Raw genomic sequence first — 17931 nt, 5'->3', positions numbered from 1 at the left:
GGTTTTAATAAATTAATATACTGTCTTGTTTTTCTGTGTAATGTAAATTGACACCTGTTTTAATCAACAGGTCAAGTAAATCTTTACAGGTCTTTTCCTCAAATACACCGGTAAAAGATTCATTCATAAGTTTTTCATTTTCAATGACAATCGTTTTATTGTACCAACGTTCCATTTTTTTTGTCATGAGCTCCAATGGATCATTTTGAAAAACAAGCTTATTTTTAGTCCACAGCATATCCAGTTGTTCTCCATTTGTCGCAGTAGCTTTTTTCATATCAATAATTACTTTCGTATTTTCTGAAGAAGTATTCTGATAATTTTTACTGATACGCATGGAATTGCTCATGATGTTGGTTACTTCGATTTTGTCTCCGGGCAACATATGATATTGACGATATTTGCCATTGTCTTTTATTTGTAGATTGATCTTCCCTTCAATCAATGCTGTTTCCATTTTCTGCTCTTCGGGATAGGCTCTGACATTAAATTGAGTACCTAATACTTCGATCCGGTTGCCATAAGAATCGACATGAAAAGGTAGGTTTTTGTTTTTTGCAACATTAAAATAAGCTTCACCCAATAATTTCACATCACGGTTATTATGTCCATATGACTTATTGTACTCCAATTGGCTCTCGCCATTCAACCAGATTTCCGTACCATCTTTTAACCTGTAGAATTTACGTTCTCCTTTGGCGGATACGAGTGTGATGATATCATCACTAGTAGCTGGCATATAGATATAAGTAACTCCTATTGCTAAAATGAAAAATATAATCACTGCCGCTACTGAGAATCTATATTTTCGCACTTTACGTCCTGGCTTTATTGGTTGTGCTATTGCAGGTTCTTGGTAAACAGCATCGGACATAAATTTTTGCTTTGATCTTTCGTAGCGTGTTTCCTTGGTGACTGTTTTTTTTCCAGATGTACTTTTGCTCTGTGTTAGAAAGAGGTAGAGATCGATTCTACTTTCATCTTCAGCCATTAGACGATACAGCTCATCCAATTCTGAACCCGAAATCGACAGGTTCAAAACTTTATGAATCAATTGTAAATATTTCTGATCTGCTGATGACATATTCATGGTTTAATAGCAAGACACATGAAAAGAGCAAAATCCCCAATCCCATATGTTATTTTTTTTCTTTTAATAGAAAATATAGTTTTTCGATTGCAATCTGCATGTGTCTGTCTACTGTTTTGACTGCAATACCCATGGTTTCGGCTGCTTGTTTATAGGTCATCTGACAGTCTTTTACCAAAAGAAATGCTTCTTTGGTTTTTGGGGATAATTGGTCGATTGCAAATTCAATCTCTTTGGTTTTCTCGGTAGATATTAGAAGTGCTTCAGGAGATAGGTCGTCGATTAAGGTATTGTAATGCATTTCTACAGATTCATAACGAACTATTTTATTTCGTAATAGATTGAGACATTTATTTTTTGTTGCCCGGTATAAGTAGGCAGACACTGATTTGATCTCCATAAGCTTCGGACCCATATTCCAGATTTCCCAAAATACTTCGCTAGCGACATCTTCAGCGTGACAATCGTCTCTAACAATGGATAAGGCATATTGCTCCAGAATTTCAATATTTTGAATGAAGAGCTCCTTAAACACATATTCATCACGCATAATGGCGATTTTATGTTTTTGCTCTTCACTAAAATCCTTAATATCGTACATGTGTATGGCTCATTGATTGGCTTGACTAATATAAACAAATCATACATAAAACGTTAACAATTGAAAAAAATTAAAGATTTTTACTTCAACTTCCCGGCCGAATTTATGAAAGGCTGGAATGATTTCTACAATTTGGACATACCCACCAAAAGCAATATTAAACTATTAAATGTAAACATATCTATCTGACTTAATATCTTTTGATTTGATTAAAAATTTAAGTATTTATTAAAGTATCTTAAACATTTTATTTCTTACCACCAACCTGAAAATTGTTTTTATACTTAATATTATATGTTACATGACTCTCCTGCTATTGGGTTTTTAGAAGTTGAATCAGCATGCAGTATCAAAATTTGGTCATATAAAAGCCGTTTGGTCATTCCAAACGGCTTTTTATTTTTATACTATCTTATTTATATTTTTTGGTACTGCTGCAAAAACTATAAAGATCACTACTTAACAGAGATATAGGTCTCTACCTCGGCTTCAGGGCCATCATTATATTTTTCACCATGTACGGTAAAATCTGCTTTGTAAGCTCTTTTTGAATTAAATTCTTGATCAGCCCAAATGCCCAGCCAGGTATTGAATATAGCTTCTGGCATCTTTCCTTTGGACACATAATCAGCATAGTCTCCCCCTTCGATCACTAGCCCTTTAAGTCCTTCTGGAACGACCGTTAACGTGTTTACTTCATATCCGATAATGGTATCGTAATAGCCCGTAAAATCTGTTTCATAATTTGTATAAACGGCATAGATATCGTTACTTACCTTTTGCTCAAGTTGATGTATGGTTTCATCTTTCCAAAACTTTTGCCATAATAATTCGATATCATTTGCAGCCTGTCCATTTTCATTGGTAGTTCGAATGGCCATACCGATAATCTTCTTTTCTTGAATGGTGATGTTGTTCATTTTTTGATTTTTAATATTTAAACGAAGATAACGATGGCGACTGACAGCAGTATGTCAGCAGTAATAACGACATTAAATTAAACTTATGCCCGATTAAAAGGAATCATATATATAGAATGATACGCTGTTAGTTTGCACCTAAATAAAAGCGCCGTACAATTTGAGATGTATGACGCTTTTTGTTTAATAATGGAAAGACCGTTGCGACTTTTATGACAATAATGGGTCGCTTTTCGCGTTTTGCCCAACTTCAATACGTCCGGCAAACTGTTCAAAATAGTTCAAGTACCCATTACAGCTTAACTTTATATCATACCAAAAATGCTGTTTGGATAAATCAACTATGGCAACCGAGGTCGAACCGGCACGCACCTTCATGTTACGTACCGCTTGTCCATAGCTGTTATCTTGAAGCAATATTTTAACCTGACAGTCTTCTTGATTCACGATCTCGACCAGTAATCGGCCTGTCAATCCTTTACCTTTTTTATCACGTTCGTAACGACAAGAAATTTTAATTTTCGGATTTTCTTTCCCTCCGGTAAATGTTCGAAAAAAACCATTTGGACCGTAAACGCTCAATTTATAAGCAGGCTTTTCGAAATCATTTAATGACCAACTATCGGACAATCGGTCTCCTGCGACGGTAGCATAGTTCCAACTTCTCCCCTGTTCATTATGATAAGGAGTTTCACTGTAAACCGTAAATGCTGCTCCTGCTGATGCGGCACCGAATACGCTATTTGCAGACTCAAAGGAGATTTTATATGCTGCATTTTCTTGATCAAAATATCCATCAACATAGAGTTCATAAGGTAGCCCACATGAATCTCTATTCCCTTTCTCTTGTTTCGGGAAGTTGGGCGAAGTTCGAGAATCTTGCTCTATCTGCTCTATTTCAGCTTGATTTAAGACTTTAAATCCTTTGGGCACATCTTTAAATTGTGCTTGATGAATGCTTTTAATAAATGGCTTTTTCTGAACAAATTCGGGTTTTGCTATCACTTCGCCGTTATATGGTCTGAAAGCGGAGGTTAAATCTCCACAAACGGCCCTCCTCCATGCTGTAATATTAGTCTCTTTGATATCAGAACGTGTTTTGTGATTAATGAACCGCTCTAAAAACTGTAATGGTGAGGTGTGGTCAAACACCTGTGAATTTACCCAACCTCCACGGGACCATGGAGAAGCTATGATCATCGGTACACGATACCCAAGGCCGATGTTACTTTCACGGCCGCTTTCGGGATGATATTGCTCTTCTTTTGTTACATATTCCAACCGTGTGTCGATACCTTGAGAAACTTTACCTGAATCTTGACGATAAGGGTTTGGCGCCGCAAAAGGTGCCACATGGTCAAAATAACCATCATTTTCGTCATAAGTAAGGATAAAGATAGTCTTTTTCCATACTTCTGGATTTTTGGTTAAGATGTCCAGAACTTCACTGACATACCAGGCTCCGAACCAAGGTGAATCGGGGTGATCCGAGAAAAGCTGTGGTGCCGCCAGCCAAGATACTGTTGGCAGTTTACCTGTGTCGACATCTTCTCTAAACTGATGCAAGATGTCACCCTTCGGTATTTGGAGGTGACGGGTCTCATCGCCTTCTTGATATTCCATCTGCTCGAGCTCCATATAATCGGGAGCAGCACTGTTATTGACAAATGCACGTCGGTGGATTTCTTTTGTGTGCGCGCTTAACTTCTCAAAGTTTTCGTCCGTATATAGCTCTTGCTCTTTTAAGGTTTCTTGCAGTTGCTTTTGCAATTTATCATACTCTACCCCAGTTACTATATCTTTTTCTTTTAGCTCCTCAAGCTTTGCGTCGATCTGCTTTCTTTTTTTTATCAATAGATCTTGATAACGCTTGCTATATTTGACAGCATATTGAGGGAAATATTCCATTACATTACACCCAAAATTCCCCAACCAACTGTTTTCTTGACCACTGTAACCGGCACTACTGGAGGATATTTCATTTTGATATATTTTCCAATCCACTCCGCTTTCTGTCAGGCGTTCAGGAAAAGTTTTCCATGTGGCTTTACCACTGAACTCGGAATCTCCGTTCCACACCAGTGCTTTATCGGTCAGTTTTTCTCTGATATTGCCTGTCCAAAAATAAAGCCTATTGGGATTGGTGCCTGTTAGACTGGAACAAAAATGTTGATCGCAGATGGTAAATGCATCGGCCATGGCATAGTAGAACGGTATATCTTCACGCGTATAATGACCCAATGTTAAGGGCATCTCTTTAAAATCTTTAAATCCCGAACGTTTTACATCCAGCCATCGATTCATTTTACCCTGGTTACGTGCATCGGTCTGGTCTGTCCAATTATGTGGCAGACAGCCCATCCAAGTGACTTTAGAATCTTTTATATCCAGTCGAAAAGGAGCGTATGTTTTACCATCAGCTTGTGTCTGTAACCAGACTTTCTGGTTATTGGGCTGACGGATAGTACGTGGATCGTTAAATCCTCGAACTCCCCTTAAGGTGCCAAATGCATGGTCAAATGATCTATTTTCTTGCATAAGCAGCACAACATGTTCTGCATCATAAAACGTACTCCCTAAAGTAGGATCTATGGCCATGGCCTTAGCAATAGACTGAGGTAGCAGTTGCGACAAGGACATACCACCTGCCAGCATCGCTGCTTTTTTTAGAAAATCTCTCCTGTTATCCATTTTATCAATTATTCTTTTAAATGATCATTCTTTAATCAGCCCAATCCATTCAACTTTTCCCTTACTCACAAAAATGCGCCAGTGTCTTCTTAATGTTGTAATATCATGTGAGACTTGAAAATACGAATTATAGCTTGTTTATAATGAACAGCAATTATAAACTAATTATTGGAAATAGAATATTATTTTTTTATCAATTCCATGTTTCTGAGTAACGATAGAAATGGGATATTACCCATCGCCATGGTCATATATTGATTGTAGTGATTGAATTAGGCAGGATGATAAGGGAGAAAAAACTAGAGATCATACGGGAGATAACTTTTGGAAATGTGCCTCTTAACGGTGCAAGTGCGCGATAATCTTATTATCTTTAAGATATATCTCCTTTTATAATTTTTTTAGATATACTATTATGTTTACCAATATTATACCACTTTCCGATCAACTAAAAAAATATATTACCTGTTTTACAGTATCACATCCTGGAGAGACTTTTCCTTTAAGGTACACAGCGTTTCCAAATCTCGGCACGTGTCTAGCCCTCTTTAACCATACCTCGATATCCATACAGCCCAACGAAGTTACTTTCACAAGAGATGAAACCCATGGGCCTGAAATTATTGTACTGGGTAGATTAACACAACCGACACTAATCACGTTTAATAATCCTGTAAACGAAATAAGCATTAATTTTACACCCAGCGGTATCAACTTTTTTTTCGAGTTACCATTTTTAGAAATAGCCGCTCAATCACATCAATTACTGAACGAATCCAAATGGTCTAGATTTGCTTCACAACTCTTTTCAATTCCTCTAGAAAAGAGAATTGAATGCCTCGAAGAATTTCTTTTATTAAATTTAAGCGTGCACAAAGGTGATCCATTAGAAAGAATTTATAACAGCACTTCTAAAGTCGATAAATTGACCGTGAAAGAGCTGGCAGCATCCGCCTGTATGTCTGAACGAAATTTCTTACGGTATTTTAAAAAGTACGTTGGTTGCACTCCTTCCCTCTTTAAAAAAATAATTAGATTTAGGAATGTCCTGGATGCGCAATACTCAAAAAATACAAACGCATACCATAGGTTTTTAATTACGGAAGACTATTACGATTCATCGCATTTCAGAAAAGAATTTGTACAATTTACAGGTTGTGCATTGAGGTCATTTACAAAAGGTACTTTCCTGCCTGGAAATGGGAGTTCAGTTTTTAAACTGATGTGAAAGTTGTCCGATTTATACCTTTTGGGCTTCTTCCTATCGTGTATTTTTGGTAAGTAAAATAAGTTGTAATTATGAAAGAAGTATTCCTATCAGTATTAGCACTCATTAGCATAAGCTGCTATGCTCAACAGCCATTAAATCTGGAATTAAAGAAACAATTGGATAGCATTCTACGAACTGATCAGGGTATAAGAGAATTTTTAGATCCTCAGGTTACGGATGAAAGGAAAGATACCATTGCTCAGTTCCTCAATTATCCGAGAGCTTTACTGGATAAAAGTAAGTGGAAAATTATGCAAAAAATTGATTCAATAAATATTGAAAAGGTAGAGCATATCATTGAAAAATATGGTTACCCAGGTAAAACATTAGTTGGTGAACCTGAAAATACAGCTGTTTTTTATGTAGTACAGCATTCAGATAAAATCTCAAAGTATTATAAAATAATTGAAAATGCAGGAAAAAATAAAGAATTACCTTTTCGATATGTTGCTATGATGCTGGATAGAAAACTTACTAGCGAAGGAAAAGAACAGATATACGGTACCCAAGTATATATGCAAATGGTCAATAATCCAAAAACCGGTAAAAAAGAGCCATTTGAATATGTGATGCCTATTAAAGATGCTAAAAACGTAAATAAGAGACGGAAAAAAGCTGGTTTTGATTCTACAGTGGAAGATAATGCACAGAGACTCGGCGTGATCTATAAAGCATATACACAAAGGCAAATAAATGATGTTATTAACAATAAGTAAACGTATCTTTAACTGTTTAACGTGAGCTTCTTTTGACGAATGATTAAAAATAAATTGTTAAGTGATTATGAGAAGAACTAAAGCTTATGCAAAAAAAGCATACCGAATTTGTATTGGATTATTTTCAGCATTACTTGTGATTTTATACAGTTCCTGCGGTTCAATATCTCCGAAATATTTAGCAGAAACTGCCAATAACTATACTATTTCTAAAATAGTATCCCAGGAGGTCTACACCTTTGATAATTTTCCACAAAAAATAGGAAACCGTATAAATCCCATTCTGGAAAAGAGTTCACAGGAAAATGTCGATTGTCTCTGGAATTTCATTGAACCTGGTTATTATAAACGGGATAGTCTGCAGTACCTTTACAGAACTTCAATGGAACTAACGAACAAAGATAAAATCCATTTTAAATTGATTGATACTGCGGATCATGTTGTACGGGAAAAAACAATAAAAATCAAATCGGAACCGCAAAACTTTATCTCGTTTCGAAATACAGACGTGGACATTTACATTTTATTAAATAGATTTACCTCGACAACATTTTGCCTCGCCATATCTAAAAATGGCAACTTAATCGTACCAAATGAAACCACAGCAGGTGGTTTTCTCGTGTTTTTTCCTTTTGCAGGGAATCAGGATATTGCGACGAATACTTATAAAAGAATCGATGCAGGCTACAATCATTGACCAAAATTTCAATACCAAATCGATAAAACAGCCGTTTGGTGATTTCAAACGGCTCTTCATCAATCAGATTTTAATCTCATTCTTTCAGATCTGAAACCCAAATATTATCTATACCATAAGTGAGGGTTCGGCGTAGGCCTCTATCTCCAGTATTCCACCTTTATCAAGTTCATCATGATGTAACCAAAGTCTTTTGATATTTTTACCATTGAGTAAAACTCGTTTGATATAGTTGTTTTTATCGTTATAGTTAGGCACTTTGACCTTCAGTTTCTGCTCTCCCTGCTGTACGATAATCTCTGGAAATAAAGGGATGCTGACATAATAAATGGGCTGTCCGATCAGAGGTTGATGTAAACCCAGTGCCGTGAGTACAAACCAGCCTGACATAGCGCCGGCGTCGTCACCCATGGTGCGTACAAATGCTTTGATGCGGCGGGAGATAGCTGTCCGTGATCTCCAGAAGATCCAAGAAATACATTTGTCAATTCGGTCTTTGTCTGAGCATGAAGTGCTAAAAAGGAAATGAATGACATTAAAAAGCTGGTCGATAATTGTCTCAAGTATTTTTTCATAACGCTGTTTACAGGTCTCAAAAAGAGACCTGTAAATTACTATAATTATGGGGTTAGTAATGCCAATGGGTTTTCCGGATTCTGGACAGCATAGTTATTAGCCGAAAGTACAACCATTAAAAATTTCGCATAGCTACCATCCTCATTATAAACCGGTATCGTTGATAAATAGATCAATGCGGCCATGGAAGGGCTGCTGTCATAGCGGTCTGTGGTGACCTCATCGTTATCATTATACGTGAAAGATACATTGGTACCTACAGTGAGCCGCTTGCTGACCTTGGCATCAACATTGTTTCTAAAATTAAAAACCTGTTGTCCAGTGTACGTAGCAATTAAAACATACAGTCCGCAATAGAGCAAAAACAAGTCTTGATGATCGAGCATAACTTGAATTTAAACTTATTCCTTAATTTTGAAATTCAAACTAACACACGGCATGGGAAATAAGAAAGTAAAAAAGATCGTAGTAGTACCCTATACTGTAGATTGGGCTAATGAATTTGAAAAACTTAAATCCGTTTTCCAAGATTATTTGAAAACGCTAATATGTAACATTGAACATGTGGGCAGTACCGCTGTACCTGGTCTCTCCGCTAAACCTATTATCGATATCGATATTATAATCAGCAATAAAGAAAAATTTGATGAGATCAAAAGTATACTCAGAAAACTAGGTTATACGTATTCCGGTGAAATGGGTATTCCTGGAAGAGAGGCCTTTAAAAGAGATGACCAATTAACGCCTATGGATGGTTCTGGCTATTATTGGCATGAGCATCATTTATATGTTTGTGTAGAAGATAGTGAGAGTTTAAAAAATCATTTATTGTTAAGAGATTACCTACGCGCAAATCTGAATGAAGCACAAGACTATGGACGATTAAAAACCGAACTAGCGGCAAAGTATCCTGATGATATTGATCATTATGTAGAAGGAAAAACAGCCTTTATTCTTCAAATTTTGAAAAAGTCAGGTTTCGATCAAGAAGTCTTATCACAAATAGAACTGCAAAATAAGGCTATGAAGTTATAGCATATATAGATCGAGTATAATTCTACTGTCTAATATCGTTTAATTTTCTTTTTTTATTTGTCCTCAATATCTCCGCGAATATCCCGAGCGGACACACCTGTTGAAAGCAAAAAACTTCGTAAACCTATTTCCCCGATAGAAAATAAAACTATGCTAACGGTTTCTACTAAAATATAAGCTACAATAATGATGTTCGAATATTTATTCATAATGTTATAATTTGGACTGTTCAATCAATTTAGTTTACCAGAATAGCGCTCTACATCATTTAGAAAAAATAACAGACCAGTCAAGGTAATGATCATTCGTCGAAAAAGACACCTACAATTATGATCAAATGATAACCTTTCTTCTCTTGGCCGTGTTTATTAAATTGTAAATGTTGTCTACAGTCTTAAGATAGGCATTATTTTTTTTTAAATAATATTAATAGCGCAAAGTATATTTCCCGGTTTAAAAACTATGTGTTGAGATTCTATAGTGCATTGCAAAAAAACATTAGAATAAATCAAATTAGCAGTAGTAAGGATAAATTTTTTTGATGATTTTCACATAAGAGAATTTTTACATAAATGTAGTACGATCGTTGTGCTCGGTCGCGCGTATCTTACTCATTCGCATTACGAAAACTTTAACTGTTCGATCTTGTGGGTTACAATGAAAACTTCGCTGTAATGATTTCTTATTTTTTATATTGAAAAAACATACAACCTTGTTATGAAACCAATTTTTGCAAAAGTAATGGAAACGATGGGGGAAGATTTGTTTGCAGTACGGGTAACACAGCAGCAAGCATTCTCTACCGATTATCATTTTCATAAAGAATGTCAATTGACTTATATTGTGCAGAGCCAAGGTAAACGTTTAATCGGTGATCATTTCGATTATTTTATAAGTGAAGACCTCACCTTAACTGGGACGGAGCTCCCTCATGTATGGTATACTGATGTTATTGAATCGGACAAGGAACATCATGCTAATTCTATTGCCTTGTTTTTTGATCCGGATCGTTTAGTGGAAATCTTATCATCATTTCATGATACTGAGAAATTACAGGCATTTTTGCTTCTATCTAAAAGGGGGATACGCTATGAAGGAAAATGCAAAGAGCAGATCAAAAAATTATTGTACAAACTTCTGGATGCCCAAGGATTGAAAAGAATAATTATATTTCTGCAAATCATCGAAAAACTACAAGATGCATCGGACAAAAATGTTTTATGTCACATTGACTACTCAAATATTCACTTTCCTAACAACGCTCTAAAAATTGATAAGATAGTTCAATATGTACTGACCAATTATTCGAGAGAAATCAGTTTAGAGGAAATCGCTGTGGAAATGAATTTAAGCAAAAATGCTTTCTGCCGTTATTTCAAAACTCAAACTCAAAAAACATTTGTGCAATTTGTCAATGAAGTACGCATCATGCAGGCATGCAAATTAATTGTAGAAAATCAACTTTCAATACATAGAGTTGCTTACGATTGTGGTTTCAATAGCTTATCAAATTTCAATAGAGTCTTTAAGACGATTAAAAACCAAACTCCCAGTGAGTTTAAAAATGCTCTTTATGAAGTGACTACGATTTCATGAACTCGTATTACAAACTGCTTCTTAAATTCCATCTCTTCTGCGTTTAAGAAAATAAACAGGGAATCATATAAACTCCCTGTTCTTTAAATTCTTTACAATGGTTCTGCCTGTATGCAAAACCATTGTAAAGAATGCTGATCTTATTAAGCATTTACAACTTCTTCCAAAAACACAACTCCCTCGTAACAAGCATTATAAATTGCCTTCAATTCTTCTAAAGAAGGAACACGTGGATTGAATCCTGTACATGGATCTACCAGTGCATTTTGAGCAATAAAATCCAAATTTTTCTCCCAAAGTTCTTTTGAAATACCAAAATCTTTGATGGAAGCTTTGTTATTCACTTCAGAGCGTAAACGTTCAATAGCTTGTGCTAATCCTTCTGCTGTCTCTTCACCTACTATTTTCGCTAAATCTGGATAACGTGTAGTTTCTTGGGCATTATAGCGGATTACATTGGGCAGAAAAATCGCATTGGAAGCTCCATGAGGTATTCCGTATAATGCTCCTACCTGATGTGATAGCGAGTGTACAATACCTAACCAAGCGTTATTGAAAGCCAAACCGGCCATAAATGAGGCATCATGCATATTTTGACGTGCTGTAATGTTATCCGGATGAAGGACAACTTCGCTAAGATTGTCAAATACAAGCGCTAAACCGCCTTTTGATAATGCATCAGCATAATTGTTTTCAATGTTGGAAACATAAGCTTCAACACAGTGGGTCAATACATCAAGACCTGTATTTGCTGTCACATGGGCAGGCATAGACGCGCAGATTTCTCCGTCAACAATAGCAATATCTGGTGTAAGTTCGTAAGAAACAACCGGATATTTGACACCTTTCTCACGATCTGTAATCACAGCAAGGCCTGTTGTTTCTGTTCCTGTACCACTTGTTGAGGGAATCGCTATGAATTTGGCCTTATTTCTTAAAACCGGAACTGTAAAAGGTTTTATAATACTATCAAAATCAATATCAGGATATTCGTAAAAAACCCACATGATCTTAGCGGCATCAATAGCAGAACAGCCTCCCAATCCGATAATCCAGTCGGGTTTAAATGCTTGAATCTGCGCTGCTCCCTTTAAACAAGTTGTTGAAGAAGGATCTTCTTCAACGCCCTCGAAAACACTTACTTCTACCCCTGCTTCTGCAAGAAATGAAATGGCTCTATCCAAAGTACCACTTTTTTTCATCGAGCTGCCACCGGTTACGATTACAGCTTTTTGACCTTTGATATTTTTCAGCTCTTCAAGACTTCCAGCACCATGGAAAACCTCACCTGCAATAAATAATTTACTCATGTTTATATTTTTTTGTACTTGACAAAAGTACATGAGCAGGAATTACCACTGTTATACAAATGGGATTATCCGTTATACATTTGCGACAGTTCCTGCTGCAGCTGTGTAGGTGTTTCTTTTAATTTGGAGCGCACAAACTTGTTCAATGCTGATGGCGAATTAAACCCTAGATCAAAAGCTATCTCTTTGTGTGCTAGATCGGAAAACATCAATTGCCTTTTAATTTCCATTAAAATACGATGATGAATAGTTTGAATAGCTGTTTCACCGCAATGTTTTTTGGTGATGGCATTTAATTTTTTTGTCGTTATCATCAGTTCCGCCGCATAATACTGAACTGTACGATGTTGTTTGTAGTGTATATTCAACAATTTCTTGTACTTGATATAAATGGGCTTATCGCTAGTTTCTTGATACATTATGGGATGTAAACCATGGACAGATTCAATTAATCCGAGTAATAAAATTTTAATATAAAATCTGGCTTGCTCCTTTTTAACTAGAGAGGGGTTCTGATAAACATCTTGAATAATATTGATCATCCCGAGACTCCGCTGAAAATCTGCTGCGGCAAGCATCGTGCAATTGAGCTGGGTGGAAAGGTTAACATTGTATGTACTCAATTCATTTTTCAAAATATCGGAACAGAATAATATTTCTTCAAATAGGATGATCTTACCTTTTAGATCTATACTTTGATTTGCGATTAAACTCACCTGCTCTGGAAATATCACGGCAATCTTACCTGATTTTAGTGTATGGATTTTATCTTCTACACTCATTTGCATGGTCCCATTTTCAATCACGTAGATGCAAAAGTGATCCTTCTTATGCGCTATTATATATTGATCCAAATTTTCTTTGGTTAAATCAAACACTCTAAAAGACAGATCTTGGTCTTCCTTCTTTTGCTGATTATCTTTTATTTTTAACTTCTTCAAAATCTTTCGCTTTGTTTCTGATACATCGGGGCGGTAAATCTAAAAAAACTAATGACACTTAAACGTAAAAAATTAAAACGTCCTCGATTCAAAGGATACGAAATTAAAAAAGGAAGTGTAGCAACTGATCTGATGATTTCATCTTTACCTTATAATAGTATATAGTACTTTACGTCAAAAACTAATCATACTACTAAATTCATCCTGCCATAAATTCCCTATCGTTGAATTTTTGTCTTATTTTATACCGATATGTAAAAAATTAGTACTTAGCAGCATATGATAGATCAAATTGTTAAAAAACTAACCCTAGTATTTCGTAAAGTCATGATCAAAATCTGAATATCGATTTCCCAGTAGCGACAACTAATTAAATCATTGATAAAAAAACATAAAATGTAAAGAAGTTATTTATCTTTGAATTTCAAATCAATAACATGATAAATAAATTACCCTTGATAGCGCTATCTTTATTTCTATTTGCTTCATGTAATAAAGCAAAAGAAGATAATTTAATCACTCACGAAGAAAAAATCAATCCTTATTTTACAGGTATAGATCTATCTAATACTGCTCATATAGATTGGAGAACTAAGGATCTTACAGACACCTATTATATGCTCGGCTACGGTTATGATATTACGGGTAAATATGCGCATCCTGCATCTACTAGAAACAAAGTAATCGATGTTGAAGCATTTGACAAGGATGGTGGAACGATCTTTCAAAGTTTCAGTTCAAGCGGTGGTCCTAAATTAGAAATAAGTGGAACAAAAGAAACATGTATCCAGACGATGGGGCAAAGAGCGGGGCTTAGCAGCGATGAGCTTGCAAAATATAAACATATTTTTAGAGAGACTTTCAAATCAGCATTTAAGAATGATACAACATTTAGATCAATAGATTATGAATATGAAGGGGTTTCGCAAGTACTAGTATATGCTACTTTTGGAATCTTTGAAATGGATCTCAATGAATTTCAATCTAAGTATCTAACCTCAGCGTTTAAAAATGATCTGGAGACAAAAACAGCCAAAGAAATAATAGCTCTTTATGGAACACATGTTTTAAAGAAAATCGATGTTGGACAACGAATGGATTACCTCTATCGTCATAATCAAGCGTCTAATGGAAGAAAGTGGTTTATACCAACGATGTATAAATATTTTATGCCCACCCCTTCTACTTGGACAGAAACACCGAAAGAAGCCGCTCCATTAAAACAGAATTTAGCTGTTGAACTGGTTGGAGGAAATAAACTAGCGCCCAATTTTTGGATGATCGATGTCACGAATTACACCGGAGAAAAAATTGTTTCTCAGGAATGGAATAATATTTCGAAGACTGCTCCTACCCTGGTTGATTTTTTTAAAAAAGATGGTGTAATTCCAATCTATAAGTTTGTAAAAGACGAAACAAAAAAACAAGCACTTATCGAAGCTTACAATGCATATCTAGGGCTGTAAGTATATATAAACTCGGCTAAAAGATAATCTGCGAGCTCATCTATTTTAACGCTGAACTGTAACTCGTCGAATACCATAGAATGGGACTTGTAAAAAGTTATAAAAATGGTGAATTTGATCTGAAATCATTAATAAAAAAGAATGAGTTTGATTTTTTTGAAAACGACCATTGCGCATGATGAACAATATAGTTCGCGCTAAATCTCTTAAATTAAAGGTGATATTCTTTACCAAATACAGGTTACTTTGCGGGTAAAGTTCAAATTAAACACGTGGCTAGAACTTGTTTTTCAATGGAGGATTGTATAGGTTTGTGTTCGCTAAACATTCAATATAAAAAAGTATATGCAAATGGGCTATGTGATCTTCAACGGAAAATTAATTCCTGAAAACGAAGCTAAATTATCAATTATGGATCTTGCTCTTGTGCGCGGCTACGGTATTTTTGATTTTTTCAAAACGGTACACGGTATTCCAGTATTCCTAGAAGATAATCTAGATCGATTTTATCAATCTGCTGAGCTGATGGATCTACCTGTAAATTACTCCAGAGATGAACTGAAAGCTCAAATAAAAAGTTTGATGGAAGCAAATATGATTCCGGATTCTGGTATTAAAATTTTATTGACCGGCGGATATAGTAATGATGGGTATAGTATTGGTGAGCCCAATTTAATTATCAGTCAACAAGCTTTAAAAAGAAATTTAGTGTTGGAAAGTAAGGGTCTGAAACTACTTCCTTTTCACTATCACCGTCCATTTAGTCTCGTCAAATCTATCGATTATGTGATGGGTATACAGGCGCTTAAGGCAGCTAAATCGCAGGGGGCTGACGATGTGGTTTACATACAAAACGGCTTGATATCGGAATGCCCGCGTGCTAACTTCTTTTTAATAAGTCAAGATGGCAAATTGTTAACTGCTGGTGAAGATGTTTTACAAGGTATTACACGTAAAAAAATTATCGAATTGGCAAAAACTATCATGGTGGTTGAAGTCCGCAATATTAGCATTGAGGACATTGCATCGGCAAGTGAGGCATTTATTAGTTCAACTACTAAAAATATTACTCCTGTAACTGCTTTATTGGGTTATAAAGAGTTTAGCCCAGCAGCAGGACCTCTAACAAAGCGCCTTCAGGAATTGCTACAGGAATTGGTTTACGGTCATTAATAATTCATCATTTATCCGGTAAGCGGAAGACGCTGGTATTTATAAAATTCTATGCTATATGACAATAACTGACACAGTTCTAAAAAAATAAGATCATACTGTTCAAAATTTCTTAACTTCAAGAAAGCTAAATTATGTTGACATGGAACAGTATGCAACAATTATCATTGGAAGTGGATTATCAGGACTCGTTACTGCATATGAAGCGACGAAAGCCGGTAAAAAGGTGCTTATTTTAGATCAGGAAACTGAAACGAATATTGGTGGCCAAGCATATTGGTCATTTGGAGGTCTTTTCTTCGTAAACTCTCCACAACAACGAATTTTGGGGATTAAAGATTCTTTTCAACTTGCTCATCAGGATTGGGAAGGTACGGCTTCGTTTGATCGTCCTGAAGATTTCTGGCCTCGTAAATGGGCTTCTGAATATGTTAAATTTGCAACAGAAGAAAAATACAACTATGTTTCGGAATTAGGAATGAAGTTTTTTCCGATCGTCGGCTGGGCTGAACGTGGTGCTGGTTCAGCTTCGGAACATGGCAATTCTGTACCCAGATTCCACATTACATGGGGCACAGGAACTGGCGTGGTCAAGCCTTTTGTTGACAAAGCATATGAAGCTCAAGAAAAAGGTTTGCTTACGTTCAAATTTCGACACCGTGTGTCGCGGTTATTGATCGAAAATGGAGTTATTGTCGGTGTCGAAGGTGATATTCTTCAAGCTGATGATAAAAAACGAGGTGAGAAAACTAATAGAAATTGTATCGGTGAGTTCTGTTTTCGTGGAGCACACATTGTCATCGCTTCGGGTGGAATTGGAGCCAATCTGGAACTTGTGAAAAAAAACTGGCCGATTCGACTGGGCTCTCCTCCTCAACATATGGTATGTGGAGTTCCAGATTATGTGGATGGCAAGATGATTGAAATCGCGGAACAGACTGGCGCACACGTCATCAACAAAGACAGGATGTGGCATTATACTGAAGGTCTAAAAAACTGGAATCCCATCTGGTCGAACCACGGAATTCGTATTCTACCGGGGCCATCTTCAATTTGGCTCGATGCAACGGGCAATCGGCTCCCCGCTCCTTTCTTTCCTGGCTTTGATACGCTCGGAACGTTGAAATTTATACAAGCTACGGGATACGATTATTCGTGGTTTATTCTCACTCAAAAAATTATTAAAAAAGAATTTGCACTCTCTGGTTCTGAGCAAAATCCAGACCTGACCAATAAAGATTATCGACTCATTCTGAGCAGACTTTTTGGAAAAGCTGCTACAGCGCCTGTGGAAGCTTTTAAAACTCATGGCGATGATTTTATTGTCGCAACAAATCTGGAGGAATTGGTGACAAAAATGAATCAGAAAGCAGGAAACGAACTGCTCGACTATAATACGATAAAAAAACAGATTCAGGACCGGGACCGTCAACTTGACAATAAATTTAGCAAGGACATACAGATCAACTACATCCAGCATACGCGAAAATATCTCGGCGATAAAATTGCCAGAACTGCAAAACCGCATAAAATCCTAGATCCTAAAAATGGTCCATTGATCGCTGTACGTCTGAATATTCTGACTCGAAAAACGTTAGGTGGCATTGAAACCAATCTAAATGGTCAAGTGCTTGACGCAGAAGGTCGTGTCCTGCCCGGATTATTTGCTGTTGGAGAAGCTTCTGGATTTGGAGGTGGTGGAATGCACGGTTACAGGGCTCTGGAAGGAACTTTTCTAGGGGGATGTATTTTTACCGGAATGAAAACTGGTCAATATATAGCAAAACAATAAAGGGATAGCCTAGAAACACAATCTGATTTTTAATCTACATACAACTAAAAATCAAAT

At 36.2% G+C, this 17931-nt stretch carries 16 protein-coding genes; 8 read left to right on the top strand and 8 right to left on the bottom strand.

Annotation, left to right across the window (positions count from 1 at the left end):
• Nucleotides 1-4: 4 nt before the first annotated feature.
• From JAZ75_RS18405 to JAZ75_RS18390, 4 genes are all read right to left on the bottom strand, one after another.
• On the bottom strand, nt 5-1090 hold the full coding sequence (locus JAZ75_RS18405) for a FecR family protein (RefSeq protein WP_208697371.1): 1086 nt from the start codon (nt 1088-1090) through the stop codon (nt 5-7).
• 49 nt (nt 1091-1139) lie between these two features.
• Nucleotides 1140-1691, bottom strand: a complete 552-nt coding sequence (locus tag JAZ75_RS18400) for an RNA polymerase sigma factor (protein ID WP_208697370.1) — start codon at nt 1689-1691, stop codon at nt 1140-1142.
• Between the two features lie 455 nt (nt 1692-2146).
• Nucleotides 2147-2611: a GyrI-like domain-containing protein gene (locus JAZ75_RS18395; RefSeq protein WP_208697368.1), complete on the bottom strand. Its 465-nt coding sequence runs from the start codon at nt 2609-2611 to the stop codon at nt 2147-2149.
• A 210-nt stretch (nt 2612-2821) separates the two neighbouring features.
• On the bottom strand, nt 2822-5302 hold the full coding sequence (locus JAZ75_RS18390) for a phosphocholine-specific phospholipase C (RefSeq protein ID WP_208697366.1): 2481 nt from the start codon (nt 5300-5302) through the stop codon (nt 2822-2824).
• Between the two features lie 415 nt (nt 5303-5717).
• Here JAZ75_RS18390 and JAZ75_RS18385 point away from each other — a divergent pair, with 415 nt between their 5' ends.
• The 3 genes from JAZ75_RS18385 to JAZ75_RS18375 all read left to right on the top strand — a co-directional run bounded on the left by JAZ75_RS18385 (nt 5718) and on the right by JAZ75_RS18375 (nt 7985).
• Nucleotides 5718-6530 carry a helix-turn-helix domain-containing protein gene (locus JAZ75_RS18385; protein WP_208697357.1) on the top strand — a complete coding sequence of 271 codons (813 nt, stop codon included), beginning with the start codon at nt 5718-5720 and terminating at the stop codon, nt 6528-6530.
• A 71-nt stretch (nt 6531-6601) separates the two neighbouring features.
• Complete coding sequence (locus JAZ75_RS18380) at nt 6602-7288, top strand: DUF6624 domain-containing protein (RefSeq protein ID WP_208697355.1); 687 nt, start codon at nt 6602-6604, stop codon at nt 7286-7288.
• Between the two features lie 67 nt (nt 7289-7355).
• A complete protein-coding gene (locus tag JAZ75_RS18375; RefSeq protein ID WP_208697353.1) occupies nt 7356-7985 on the top strand; it encodes a hypothetical protein in 630 nt (209 codons plus the stop codon).
• 108 nt (nt 7986-8093) lie between these two features.
• Here the strand turns inward: JAZ75_RS18375 and JAZ75_RS18370 are convergent, their stop codons facing one another.
• Both JAZ75_RS18370 and JAZ75_RS18365 read right to left on the bottom strand, forming a co-directional pair.
• Nucleotides 8094-8396: a glycoside hydrolase domain-containing protein gene (locus tag JAZ75_RS18370; RefSeq protein WP_208697351.1), complete on the bottom strand. Its 303-nt coding sequence runs from the start codon at nt 8394-8396 to the stop codon at nt 8094-8096.
• Nucleotides 8397-8605: 209 nt separating this feature from the next.
• Nucleotides 8606-8947, bottom strand: coding sequence for a hypothetical protein (locus tag JAZ75_RS18365; RefSeq protein ID WP_232789257.1), 342 nt, complete (start codon nt 8945-8947; stop codon nt 8606-8608).
• Nucleotides 8948-8999: 52 nt separating this feature from the next.
• On the opposite strand from JAZ75_RS18365, the gene JAZ75_RS18360 reads away from it, so the two are divergent.
• Nucleotides 9000-9596 carry a GrpB family protein gene (locus tag JAZ75_RS18360; protein ID WP_208697343.1) on the top strand — a complete coding sequence of 199 codons (597 nt, stop codon included), beginning with the start codon at nt 9000-9002 and terminating at the stop codon, nt 9594-9596.
• A 717-nt stretch (nt 9597-10313) separates the two neighbouring features.
• Nucleotides 10314-11192: an AraC family transcriptional regulator gene (locus JAZ75_RS18355; RefSeq protein ID WP_208697341.1), complete on the top strand. Its 879-nt coding sequence runs from the start codon at nt 10314-10316 to the stop codon at nt 11190-11192.
• Between the two features lie 143 nt (nt 11193-11335).
• Here JAZ75_RS18355 and JAZ75_RS18350 read toward each other — a convergent pair whose 3' ends face one another.
• Both JAZ75_RS18350 and JAZ75_RS18345 read right to left on the bottom strand, forming a co-directional pair.
• A complete protein-coding gene (locus tag JAZ75_RS18350) occupies nt 11336-12502 on the bottom strand; it encodes an iron-containing alcohol dehydrogenase (protein WP_208697339.1) in 1167 nt (388 codons plus the stop codon).
• A gap of 65 nt (nt 12503-12567) precedes the next feature.
• Nucleotides 12568-13443 carry an AraC family transcriptional regulator gene (locus JAZ75_RS18345; RefSeq protein ID WP_208697337.1) on the bottom strand — a complete coding sequence of 292 codons (876 nt, stop codon included), beginning with the start codon at nt 13441-13443 and terminating at the stop codon, nt 12568-12570.
• Nucleotides 13444-13880: 437 nt separating this feature from the next.
• On the opposite strand from JAZ75_RS18345, the gene JAZ75_RS18340 reads away from it, so the two are divergent.
• The 3 genes from JAZ75_RS18340 to JAZ75_RS18330 all read left to right on the top strand — a co-directional run bounded on the left by JAZ75_RS18340 (nt 13881) and on the right by JAZ75_RS18330 (nt 17874).
• Nucleotides 13881-14909: a hypothetical protein gene (locus JAZ75_RS18340; RefSeq protein WP_208697335.1), complete on the top strand. Its 1029-nt coding sequence runs from the start codon at nt 13881-13883 to the stop codon at nt 14907-14909.
• Between the two features lie 345 nt (nt 14910-15254).
• Nucleotides 15255-16082 carry an aminotransferase class IV gene (locus JAZ75_RS18335; RefSeq protein ID WP_208697334.1) on the top strand — a complete coding sequence of 276 codons (828 nt, stop codon included), beginning with the start codon at nt 15255-15257 and terminating at the stop codon, nt 16080-16082.
• Between the two features lie 142 nt (nt 16083-16224).
• Nucleotides 16225-17874, top strand: coding sequence for an FAD-binding dehydrogenase (locus JAZ75_RS18330; RefSeq protein WP_208697332.1), 1650 nt, complete (start codon nt 16225-16227; stop codon nt 17872-17874).
• Nucleotides 17875-17931: the final 57 nt, after the last annotated feature.

Origin of the sequence: Sphingobacterium sp. UDSM-2020 (assembly GCF_016132525.1) — a bacterium.
GTDB classification, from domain to species: domain Bacteria; phylum Bacteroidota; class Bacteroidia; order Sphingobacteriales; family Sphingobacteriaceae; genus Sphingobacterium; species Sphingobacterium anhuiense.
The sequence above is the reverse complement of the archived record's forward strand: the minus strand, read 5'-3'. Positions and strand labels throughout refer to the sequence as shown.

Excerpts from the sequence above, each read along its gene's own strand:
- JAZ75_RS18405 (WP_208697371.1), bottom strand. The coding sequence starts at position 1,090 with ATGAATATGTCATCAGCAGATCAGAAATATTTACAATTGATTCATAAA.
- JAZ75_RS18400 (WP_208697370.1), bottom strand. The coding sequence starts at position 1,691 with ATGTACGATATTAAGGATTTTAGTGAAGAGCAAAAACATAAAATCGCC.
- JAZ75_RS18395 (WP_208697368.1), bottom strand. The coding sequence starts at position 2,611 with ATGAACAACATCACCATTCAAGAAAAGAAGATTATCGGTATGGCCATT.
- JAZ75_RS18390 (WP_208697366.1), bottom strand. The coding sequence starts at position 5,302 with ATGGATAACAGGAGAGATTTTCTAAAAAAAGCAGCGATGCTGGCAGGT.
- JAZ75_RS18385 (WP_208697357.1), top strand. The coding sequence starts at position 5,718 with ATGTTTACCAATATTATACCACTTTCCGATCAACTAAAAAAATATATT.
- JAZ75_RS18380 (WP_208697355.1), top strand. The coding sequence starts at position 6,602 with ATGAAAGAAGTATTCCTATCAGTATTAGCACTCATTAGCATAAGCTGC.
- JAZ75_RS18375 (WP_208697353.1), top strand. The coding sequence starts at position 7,356 with ATGAGAAGAACTAAAGCTTATGCAAAAAAAGCATACCGAATTTGTATT.
- JAZ75_RS18370 (WP_208697351.1), bottom strand. The coding sequence starts at position 8,396 with ATGGGTGACGACGCCGGCGCTATGTCAGGCTGGTTTGTACTCACGGCA.
- JAZ75_RS18365 (WP_232789257.1), bottom strand. The coding sequence starts at position 8,947 with ATGCTCGATCATCAAGACTTGTTTTTGCTCTATTGCGGACTGTATGTT.
- JAZ75_RS18360 (WP_208697343.1), top strand. The coding sequence starts at position 9,000 with ATGGGAAATAAGAAAGTAAAAAAGATCGTAGTAGTACCCTATACTGTA.
- JAZ75_RS18355 (WP_208697341.1), top strand. The coding sequence starts at position 10,314 with ATGAAACCAATTTTTGCAAAAGTAATGGAAACGATGGGGGAAGATTTG.
- JAZ75_RS18350 (WP_208697339.1), bottom strand. The coding sequence starts at position 12,502 with ATGAGTAAATTATTTATTGCAGGTGAGGTTTTCCATGGTGCTGGAAGT.
- JAZ75_RS18340 (WP_208697335.1), top strand. The coding sequence starts at position 13,881 with ATGATAAATAAATTACCCTTGATAGCGCTATCTTTATTTCTATTTGCT.
- JAZ75_RS18335 (WP_208697334.1), top strand. The coding sequence starts at position 15,255 with ATGCAAATGGGCTATGTGATCTTCAACGGAAAATTAATTCCTGAAAAC.
- JAZ75_RS18330 (WP_208697332.1), top strand. The coding sequence starts at position 16,225 with ATGGAACAGTATGCAACAATTATCATTGGAAGTGGATTATCAGGACTC.